Origin of the sequence: Prevotella pallens, assembly GCF_900454935.1 — a bacterium.
Lineage (GTDB): Bacteria > Bacteroidota > Bacteroidia > Bacteroidales > Bacteroidaceae > Prevotella > Prevotella pallens.
Genome location: NZ_UGTP01000001.1, coordinates 493648 through 504695, shown reverse-complemented (window position 1 = coordinate 504695; position 11048 = coordinate 493648). Strand labels below are relative to the sequence as shown.

8 protein-coding genes are annotated in these 11048 nt (G+C 35.2%); 3 read left to right on the top strand and 5 right to left on the bottom strand.

The genetic code is table 11. The annotated features are described in order from the left end of the window. Positions 1-651 precede the first annotated feature (651 nt). From DX009_RS02090 to DX009_RS02080, 3 genes are all read left to right on the top strand, one after another. Entirely contained in the window at positions 652-846 is a 195-nt protein-coding gene (locus DX009_RS02090) for a helix-turn-helix domain-containing protein (protein WP_245944559.1), read from the top strand. Positions 847-850: 4 nt separating this feature from the next. Beyond that, positions 851-1441, top strand: coding sequence for an outer membrane beta-barrel protein (locus DX009_RS02085; RefSeq protein ID WP_115082858.1), 591 nt, complete (start codon positions 851-853; stop codon positions 1439-1441). 388 nt (positions 1442-1829) lie between these two features. Next, positions 1830-5024, top strand: a complete 3195-nt coding sequence (locus DX009_RS02080; protein ID WP_115082857.1) for a choice-of-anchor J domain-containing protein — start codon at positions 1830-1832, stop codon at positions 5022-5024. 167 nt (positions 5025-5191) lie between these two features. Here DX009_RS02080 and DX009_RS02075 read toward each other — a convergent pair whose 3' ends face one another. The 5 genes from DX009_RS02075 to porK all read right to left on the bottom strand — a co-directional run bounded on the left by DX009_RS02075 (position 5192) and on the right by porK (position 11040). After that, positions 5192-5827 (bottom strand): porin family protein, encoded by a 636-nt coding sequence (locus tag DX009_RS02075; protein ID WP_115082856.1) that lies wholly within the window; start codon positions 5825-5827, stop codon positions 5192-5194. 92 nt (positions 5828-5919) lie between these two features. After that, positions 5920-6966, bottom strand: coding sequence for a type IX secretion system ring subunit PorN/GldN (gene porN, locus DX009_RS02070; protein ID WP_006045628.1), 1047 nt, complete (start codon positions 6964-6966; stop codon positions 5920-5922). 78 nt (positions 6967-7044) lie between these two features. Beyond that, positions 7045-8634, bottom strand: a complete 1590-nt coding sequence (porM, locus tag DX009_RS02065; protein ID WP_115082855.1) for a type IX secretion system motor protein PorM/GldM — start codon at positions 8632-8634, stop codon at positions 7045-7047. A 111-nt stretch (positions 8635-8745) separates the two neighbouring features. Continuing rightward, positions 8746-9546 (bottom strand): type IX secretion system motor protein PorL/GldL, encoded by an 801-nt coding sequence (gene porL, locus DX009_RS02060; RefSeq protein ID WP_115082854.1) that lies wholly within the window; start codon positions 9544-9546, stop codon positions 8746-8748. A 9-nt stretch (positions 9547-9555) separates the two neighbouring features. Continuing rightward, positions 9556-11040 carry a T9SS ring complex lipoprotein PorK/GldK gene (porK, locus tag DX009_RS02055; protein WP_006045631.1) on the bottom strand — a complete coding sequence of 495 codons (1485 nt, stop codon included), beginning with the start codon at positions 11038-11040 and terminating at the stop codon, positions 9556-9558. Positions 11041-11048: the final 8 nt, after the last annotated feature.

The following is an 11048-nucleotide window of genomic DNA, read 5'->3' as shown; positions in this document are numbered from 1 at the left end:
TTAGTTTTCCATTTCAACAATATACAAAAAAGTTGTTACTTATAAAGTAGAGAAACTTGCAGCTGCAGAACAATTAAATCCAAACTGAACTTTAGAACATAATGCCTTTATATTTCTGTTTATACTATTACTTTCTGCCATCTTTCGTTTTAGATATCTGTAAGGAATGTTTCAGATATCTGTAAGGAACGTTTCAGATATCTGTAAAGAACGTTTCAGATATCTGTAAGGAACGTTTCAGATATCTATCTTTTTACATAATATATCTGTGAGTGCTATTTTAGTTTTCTGGTACTCACAAAGTAGGTATTAGTGCGTAATGCCGACTTCATAATTTCTTATAGATTTAATTAGTTTGCTTGCCTCATTTAGTAAATATAATGCACTGTTTTTAAGGCTTTACAGTTCTATGTAATGAACCTTAAGTTTTAGTGTTGTTATTATGCTATCAAAAAGGCTCATAATCAATTATTTTACACTGCAAAGTGAGATAAAGAGAGAAAAATGAAACTTTTGGGAGAAAAATCATCGAAAAAAAATTGGTAGATTGAAATAATTTGCCTAATATTGCGCTTATCAATACGGAGCAAACGTTCTGCTTTAATTCTAATATAATGAAATTATGGAAAATCAAACAGATAAAGAAAGTATATGCAAAAGAGACATTATCTTAATGAATCGTTCAGATTATTTCTGAAAAAAGGCCATGCGGACGTATCTTTCTCTGACTTGGTCGAAGCTACCAACGTTTCTCGTGGGAATATGTTTCATCACTTCAAGAATAAAGAAGATATTTTCCATCATGCTGTTGACAGTTTTGAATTTACAATAGATCAAGAAATGTAGAAATATGAAAAGGATTACAATTATTTTATTTTCGCTAATTTTGACTTTGCCTATAGCAGCCCAAAAGAAAACATTGGAATTAGGCATATATGGAGGTCTGCAAACCTATACAAAAATCGGCAATCCATACGAAAACTCATTCAGTTCGGGCTTTGGCATCGGTTTTCTATCCAAGTATTATATCAGCAATCGTCTTTTTTGGACTACCGACTTATTCGGAGCTACCGATGATGGTACAGAATTGAAATTGACGAATATTCCTGAAGGTAATCGGATTTTATCTATGTCTCGTAAAGACTATTCAATAAGTACGGGATTCGGTTTTAATATTATATCAACAAAACTGTTCAACTACTATTTGCAATTGTGTGGTGGTATTGGCATTATTGATGGAAGCTACGAACACTTTACGCCTAACAACGGCACAGAACGTATAGATATAAAACATACGTCCTATATTATCTCCCCTTCTACTGGAATAGACTTTATAGTTGCTAATCATTGGAAGATAGGAGCAGGATATACCTTCCGATATTTGGGAGATTTTGATGGAAGCCATTCCCTTTTTGCACGTATTACCTATGTTTTTGATTAGGATGCTAAAGAATTGAAAAATAAGGAGGTTAATAAAAAGAGAGGGTGTGTCAAAATGCACATTAATAACTTGACAACTTTCAATCTATAAATAGTCCACCCTTAAAAGCCTAATATTCCTCTGATTCATAGTATAATATGCTATAAATTATTTGCAAATATCGAGACCTCTGTGAAACCTTCATTTATAAAAAGATCCATTTAGTTGTGTTTAGAATGCAAGTTCCAAAACGAAGTGCAATAGAGTCTTCATTTTTATCAACATCATTATATATATGATTTTGAAATATGGTTAAAAATCACCCTCTGCTATCCACGATTTATTGACTTAAATAGAGTTACTACACTGTAGAAGTATATCGTAGTTATAAACATCTAAAATATTTTTTATGGGAAAGAAAATAATTTTACTTATTATTCAAGGAGTTATACTGGCAACAATGCCTATATATGGTCAAACTACTATTGATAAATTGTTAATTCACAATCATATCTTGCAGCAGAAATTACAGATGGGTGATACTACAATTTATAATTGTAACAGGCGAAATATGCCTATATCACAATTAAAAAATAATAGGCAGAAAAGTGTTTCAAATGTTCAGCATAAGCAATCGCCTATAATCTATGAACCTGGTTGGAGCGTTGATTTTAGCAATGTGGAACAATGGGAACAATTCACTATAATTGATGCTAATGGAGATAACGATACAATTAATGGCAAGAAGAATGGAATATGGAGCCTTTTACTTAACGACCAGAATGGAATGGCAATGTATTATTACAATGCAAAGAATGCAGCTGACGATTGGTTAATTTCACCAGGAATAAATCTAAAAGGTGGTAAGACTTATTATGTGAAATTTAAACTTCGTTGTGTACAAGCTACCTATCCCGAACGTATAGAAGTAAAGTATGGTAATGCAACTAAGGTGGCTGCTATGACTGGCGAAATACTTACGCCCACAGAAATAAGTAATACTACTTTTCAAGAATATACACAAACATTGAAACCTTTGAACGATGGTGTATATTATATAGGCTTCCACGCTATTAGCGATGCTTTTCGTATTGCTCTTTATGTTGATGATATTTCTGTTGAAGCAGCACCAGAAGCCAAATCTCCTAGTAAGGTTACTAATGTAACTATTACACCAGATGCTTCAGCAAGTTTGAAAGCAAATGTAAACTTTACTGCGCCAAAAACTTCGTATGATGGAATGCCATTAACCTCATTAGGTGGTATTCGTGTATTAGTAAATGGCACACAAGTGAAAAATATAAATACTCTTAATCCTGGTGAACAATATAACTTTGTGATAGATAATATTCCACAAGAGGGATTAAATAGTTTTACTTTTCTTCCTTATAATGAGATTGGAGATGGAGAAGCGTATGTTATTTCTTCTTATATAGGACTCGATTTTCCATCAGCTCCAACAAATGTAAAGCTCTCAGATGATCCTAATAATATTATTCTTTCGTGGAGTGCAGCTCGTCCTATGCATAATGGCGCATTCTTTCCAGAGAAAGTAACTTATAATATACATACTGTTAGCTACGATAACTTAGGCCAAGTACAATTGGGAGATAAAATAGGTGAAGTTACAAATGGGCAGACAGAATATGCCTTAGGTTATGGTGCAGATAAAGGAAAACCAAGACAACTCGAATTAGCTGTTACTGCAAAAAATGCTAAAGGGGAGAGTGAAAAAGGAAATGTTTCTAATACTCTTTTATTAGGCGTGCCTGATAGTACGCCATACTATGAGAGCTTTGTTAATGGTAGAGAAAACAAAGTTTTAATACCTTTTGCAGAGGGACAAGGTGTAACTTTCCAAATGGCAGGTGTGGGAAGAACAGTAGACGAATCGTCTGATGCAGACGGAGGTTGTCTTTATCTTCAAACTCTTATGAACGATTCAGTTGGTGTAAATACATTCAAAATATCGTTAGCAGGAACACATCACCCTATATTAGCATTTAAACAAAAAAATACTACAGCCAGTGGTATGTTTTATGTATATGCGACAATTCCAAATAAAGGTATTGTGTATCTGAACAAAGAGAAATTAGTTGCAGGCGAAAACAAATGGCAAACATATAAATACGATCTCAGCCAATTTATAAATGAACGTTATGTTCAGTTAGGTTTCGCATTTGCTGATAAGTCAAACGAGAGTAGCACTAAAGTTTTATTCATAGATAATATTCGTGTAGGCGATTTAGCCGATAGAGACCTTTCTGTTGCAGTAACAGCAGATAAAGAAGTGATGCGTTCTGAAACTACGAATATCCATGTAAAAGTAAGTAATGTAGGCGATAAATCTATAAATGCTTACCAACTGTTACTCATAGTCAATGGGAAAGAAATTAGTAGACAACAAATAAACGAGCCATTATCTTCTCTTGATATTAAAACATTCGAATTATCTTATAAAGTAGATAAACTTGAAGCTGCAGAACAATTAAACATAAAGGTGATAGTATTAGCAGACGGAGACATTAATGACGAAAATAATTCAGCAAATACGAATATTGCTATTAAGAAACCCGATGTTTCGCCCGTACAGAATTTATCTTGGGTACAAGTTGGCGATGACATAAAACTTTCTTGGGAAAAACCAATACCTTTGATGATAAAGACTGATGATATTGAATCTTATACTCCATGGGCGATAACAGAAATAGGAAACTGGACATTTGTTGATGGTGATAAAGCAACAACAGCTGGAGACTTTCTGTATGATTCTAATGGTACAGAAATTACCTATCCGAACGAAGGAGAACCTTTTGCATTTATAGTGTTTAATCCTCACGATTTTAATGGACGTGATCTACCTGCTGGTGGTTTACATACGTTCGATGCTCATAGTGGGAAGCAATCTTTAGCATCTGTTCATAGTACGCAGATGAATATGTATAGTTTCGAACAAGAAACTGTTGCGAATGATGATTGGATTATTAGTCCGGAATTACCACGTCTTGCTCAAACAATATCTTTTTACGCCAATAATGTTGTAGCAACCAATCAGATAACAGGACAGAAAGTTGATTTGAAACAAACTGTTCAAATTCTTTATTCTACTTCTGATACTGATATCAACCATTTCAATATATTAAAAACTGTGGAGATTTCTGGCGGAGAATGGCAAAAGATTGAAGCAGAACTCCCAGAAGGTACAAAGTTCTTTGCAATTCGCAATGTTACAAAACCTTCAACAGCCTATATTCTGCTTATTGACGATATATCTTATTATGTAGGTGGTGGTAATGTTGAGAAATATAACATATATCGAGATGGTATTCTTATCGGTTCAACAACTGACTATAATTATATTGACGTGAATGTTACAAAAGGTAATCATATTTATCAAGTAACAGCAAGTTATATAAATAATATAGAGTCAGCTCCAACAACTATTGAAGTTATTCCTACTGGAATATCTACCGTTTCTAATTCCAGCATTACTTATGATATATACACACTTAGTGGTGTATGCTTAAAACATCAAGCGAATACACTTAAAGGGTTAAGAAGGGGGGTATATATTATTAACGGAAAGAAAGTTATAATAAAATAGGAATATAGTTTTATGCTGATAGACAATATATAATATTGCATAATGAGATATAAAAGAATATGACGTCATTTTAATTCGAAAACGACGTCATATTTCTTTAGAAATAATATTAACACAACCTATCTTAAAAGTTGTTCATCTCTAATACCATTCGTTATAGCGATGGATTAAAAATAATAAGCAACAGCTACCTGCCAAGAATTATTTCTGCTTTTTGTTTTTACACCAATCAATTGTTCTGCAGCATTACCAATTGTTTTTAGTGCTTTTACTTCTGCTGTTTTACCCACTGCTATATTGTAGTTCGCACTAACTTCGAAATGCTTCATAAATGTAACACCAAGACCTGCATTTATACTGAAATTGCTCTTTTTTAGCGAATAGCTACTTCTTCTATTCCATTTAAAATCTTTTTCGCCTATATTAATGCCCCATTGTGGACCTGTAGAAAGAAAAGCACTTGCCATAGAACCTAAGCCAACAGAATAGCGAAAGTTTACAGGAATTGCAATTTGCTGTTGTTTTACAGTTTCCTCTTGTGATGTTGGGTCGGTAACTTTTGCTTGACGGAAATCGTAAAGTGCCGAAACATCTACTCCTAAGCCAACAATAGGAAGTGTGAATTTAACCGTAGGACCAATGAAACCACCTGCACGATTAGTCGTTTTAAATAGTTCCGAACTAAGTTTCATGTCTGTAACATTCAATCCTGCTTTAATACCAAACTCAACATCTTGTGCTTTTACTGATGTTGAGATGCATAATCCGATGAGAAGGATTATTAATGAAGTTGTTTTTTTCACAATCTTAAATATTAAAAGCCTAAGTTGCTCTATAATTTAGAAACATCAGAGGCTTTAAATTAATAACTCTACCCAAAAACGCATTTTATTTATTAATGTCGTTGCCGGCGTACACTAACACGAGCAGCATTATTAGATGTTCCTCCTGACGAGTTTGAACGACGAGAAGAACGCGTTACTGTAGTTTCTGCAGAACGTCTAGTACGACGCGAACGAGTTTTTACAGCTTTCGTGTTATCTTTTGCTGCAGAAATACTATCTAAGCTATCACGTTTTTGTATATTACCAAAGATATTTTTTTCGAACTCTTTTAATTCGTTCTCAATCTTTCTTTGCTCTTTGTTCATTGCCGAATCGGTTGTACAATATTGCGCAAGTGTTTTGCCGAGCATATTTGTTGTTTTATAAATCTTTCCTTTGTAGCAATTCATTGTGAAATAGTCTTCTACGCTCATTGTAGCAGCATTATTCAAATTACTCGTCATTATGGTTTGCTTTGAAAGGAATGGAGCTAAATCGTCGTATTTAACCCAAAACAACGGATACTTAACTTCGCCATCTCCAAAGTCATCTGCACGATACATTATAGGGCAAAGTGCAATAACTTTTCGATGAAAAGTAGATGTTCCCTGGTCGTAATAGGCACTTTCTTTTAAATAGTAACCTTTTACTTCTGCCGAAGGAATGTCGCTATTATCCAATCTTATACCACGATCTGTACGTTCGTAATAAATATGATAATTATCTAAGAATTGTAGCGGCTTTATGCGTGCCGAATCTGTAAACACTTCGTTGCCATCCATTCTATATTCGTATGCATTTATCCCACCATTGCGTGGTCCCATCATCATCAATTTGAAGATATAGCAAAACAAATTCATCTGCGAGCCAACAGGTTCTGTCGGATAATATAAAGGAGCATTGGCATCGTCCATAAGATTGAGTTCTCGATATATATCGCGACGCCAAACTACATCTTCTTCCATTGGAGCTGCAGTAGGAAATGATATTTGAGCACGTGTAGTTATAGTATTTGCATTAGAACGGCTGCTCTCTTGTTGTGTTCTACGACGAGCTGGCTGTGCAAAGCTACTTATTGCAACTGTGGCAACACATATTATTAAGAATATTCGTTTCATTTTCTGTATCTTAAATAATAATTCAAACAATGGTTATTTACACCAACGTAGAATTTATAATTAATCTTCATTTTATTGTTACTGCACTATCACTTCCATATTTCTTCCATTAAGTGTACGTGTTGTACCATCTGGACCGTGAACAACAACGTTTGTTATATAGAAGCGCTTATTACGACTGAGATGTCGGAATTGTTCTTTTTGTTGAGCAGAGAACTGTGAGCCATTACTTGATAATGGTACAGCATTTCCTAAATTATCGAAGAATACGGTGCGGAAACTTGTTACTGTAAATGGAATATCTAATAGTCCATCGTCTATTGCGGCATGTATACCTGCTGCAGACATTAAAGCTGCTTTTGATAGACCTCCACTCTTAAATCTATCGCCTCCCATTGCAATATACGGAGCTGGGTCTGGCAATTTTCGTACACGGAACTTATATTCTCCTATTTTTCTTCCCTTTGCCGAAACCGAAATTGTTACAGGATTTCCAACAGAAGTTGGTCGTGCAACAAATTTACCCCCACCACGCGAAATTAATGAACCTCCAGACATAGAAGCTTGTATATCGTTTTGAGCAGTATTTGGGATACTAATGGTAATTGGATTATCGAAACCAGCATAAAGTACATTCATTAAATCGGCAGCTATTGTTGCCATTCCTTCAAAAGCTGGTGTTTTTTGCATACCATCAGGACTAATATAAGTTTCAGGTTTCGGTCCACCAGTTACCCAATAATCTTGTGTAAAGTTTCTTCGTATAACATTTCCTGCAAGATCTTTAATTAGCATATAACCACTAATAGTATGTTTTCCTGGAGTTCCAGCTTTTATACTTATTTTATTACCTTTTATTAGTTGTCCGTTTACATAAACTTGTGGTTGTTGTGTAGAGTCGATTGCTGCCATTAGCATTTGTGCCGTTAGCGTTTCTCCTGGATAAAGTCGTGTCTGACTTGGTACAACAAAAGCCTGTAGTTTATTAACACGTAAATCTTTTAATCCAACATTGGCAACAAGTGTGTGTAAAACTTCGCCTTCTGCATAACGTATATCGCTTTGCAGCTTTGAAAGCAGCGTAACAGCAGCCGATGTTGGCATATTTTCGAACATATATTCTTCCCAATTCTTATTTAAAGAATGGTGTGGAACAACTGTAGAAAGGTTACTTGCTATAATTTTCTTCTGTAAAGGGTCTGTAACGAAACGCAGAATACGCTCACGATAACTGTTTATAGCATTAAAAAGTTTGTGTCCTTGTCCTGTTCCAGGCGCCAACATTATTATTCCCGCTGCTTCCAGGTTTTCTTTATTTTTAATGTTTAATGGGTCGCCACCGTCTCCATCGGCTTCTTTTACAATGTCTATCTTTAATTGTTGAGCATAATTAAAGAGCGAATCGCTCATATTTCTCACTGTTGATGCCATTGCAAACCATGCTTTCACCTTTTCAGGGTTCTTTTGCATCATTTGCTCCAATTCATCGAAGATGGCTTTATTTTCCATAGAAGAGTTTCCAGTAGTACGATTTAAACTTTCCTCTACAATAGAAAAGCCATTAAGTACTTCTGTTGAAATATTCAACGCAAGCATCGCCATTAGTACAACGTACATCAGGTTAATCATCTTCTGGCGTGGGGAAACTTTTCTTTTTATAATTGCCATATAAATATCTTTCTATTAATATGTCTGCTTGTCTGTTTCATCTACATAATTCTTTTTATTATGATGATATAAACAGGGTCGCTATTTTAAAGATGAATGTACTTTAAACTTTTATTTCTCTGGTGTAGGTTGAGCAGAAATGTTAGGCGATGCAACACGCATATTCACAGTCATTGCTTCTATCATTCGTGCATATACCTGGTTAAGTTGCTCTATTTGTTGTGCCATTTTGCGAGTTTGCTCGTTAATTTGGTCAATAGTACCAATCTGTTGGCTCGCACCTTTCAATTGCATTTCGTAAACTTTGGTAATACCTGTGAGTGTACGATTTAGATTTTCCATTTCTTCACTATCACGAGTTAAACGTTGGCTTTGGTCGTTCACTCTTCCTAACATTTCTGTCAAATTTTTTAATGCATCAACATAATTAGTTTGTGCTTCAACCATCTCTGGTGTTTGTTGTTCTGCATTTGCTATAATTTGACTTTGCTGATTAACTACTGCAGCTGCAATTTTATCGGCTGATGGAATAGTTTGTCGTGCAATATCTTCTACCACCGTATTAATAGATGCTGTTGTTGCTTGCGCTACAGATGCTGCATTTTGTATTTCATTCTCAACAAGTTCTCCATTTTCTTCATCGTCTTCAAGATGAAGAGGAATTTCTTTTCCATCATCTGTTTTATCGAAAGGACGGTCGAAAGCCGACAAGAAGAACACAATTACTTCGGTTCCCATACCTAAAAACAACCAAACATTCGCTCCTGGAAGGTGAGTTAGTTTAAACAATGCTCCTAAGATTACTACCGATGCTCCCCAGCTATAACCATAGTTTAGGAAAGTTTGCCCTGCAACTGTGTCAATCCATTTTTGCAGCCTATATATAATGTTATATTTGCTATACTGTGTCATTGTGTTTTTTTATTTTGTTTTTCTTTTCTTACTACTTTTCTTTGCTTCTTTTGCAGCTTCGCTTGAAGAACTAGCTAAGCTACGTACACAACGAAAACCTATATAACTACGTGGTTGATTTTGATATTCCCACGTACGCCATGCACTTCGGATATAACTTTCTGGATCTTTCCAACTACCACCGCGTACACTTTTCTTTTTCAACTTATAAGGGTCTTCTTTTGCGGCTTTATATTCTAATTGTGGGTTTAAGTCGTTCATAGACTTTACTCCTGCTTCTGTATAAACAGTGCTGGTCCATTCAGCCACATTTCCAGCCATATCGTATAAGCCATTCGAATTTGCACTATAAATACCCGCTCTACTGGTTATAAGATTACCATCTTTTGTATAGTTACCTCGGTCTGGTTTAAAATTAGCATAGAAACAGCCATTACCATTTTTTACATCTTGATTTTCCCATGGAAATTCATCTTGATTCTTTCCACGTGCTGCATATTCCCATTCAGCTTCTGTTGGTAACCGATAACGTTGAACAAAGCGAGCTTCTTTTCCTAAACCTTTTAGCAAATATTCTGTACGCCAAGCACAAAAAGCATTGGCTTGTTCCCATGTAACACCTACTACAGGATAATCGTTGTATGTGGCATTACTAAAATAATTGCGCAAATAGGTTTCATTATCCGAATTTCTAAAGTCGTTTACCCAACAAGTTGTATCTGGATATACGTTTACAATATATGTATTTAAGAAATCCCAAGCACCAGTTAAAGGTCTATTTATAGTTTCTCTGTGTATATTTCCTTCATCGTCTACATACGCAGTATCTTTCGAAATCATAACAACTTCGTTCGGATTTACTTCAACATCTGTATTTAAATTGCGTTCTGCAGGGTTCAAACGGTTACGTCTAAGTGCTGCAGCTGTGTAATCGTATATTTCATAACGATAATTTAGTTGTTTCACATCTAGACTTTTTTCGCCTGTAGCTGGATTTGTTGTATATAAACTTTCAAAAGCTCGTTGTTCGTCTTCATTGGGTTTACGTGGTAAACGTTTATTCCAATTTAAATGTGGCGTAACAGGATTACCATTCTTATCTTCGGTTATCATATAAGTTTCGTCGCCTCCGTATGCTGGATCGGCAAGACGTGTACGGAGAATTGAATCGTGTACCCATTCAACAAACTGTTTATATTTAGAATTTGTTACTTCTGTTTCGTCCATCCAGAAGCCATCTACAGATATATCTTTCACAGGTGTAGTTTTTCCCCAAAGACTATCTTGGTCTGTTAGTCCCATTTTCAACCAGCCACGTTTCACTAAAGTCATACCAAACGGAGTTGGTTCTCGGAACGATTTTCCTCCACCAACACCTGTAACTTCACCCCCTCTCCCTGGTGTTGCAGCCGATTTTCCTGCAAAGCAACCAGAAAGTGTGCTAAGCATAACAACACTAAGGCAAAGAATAAATATGTTCTTCTTCATTTTCATATTTTGTT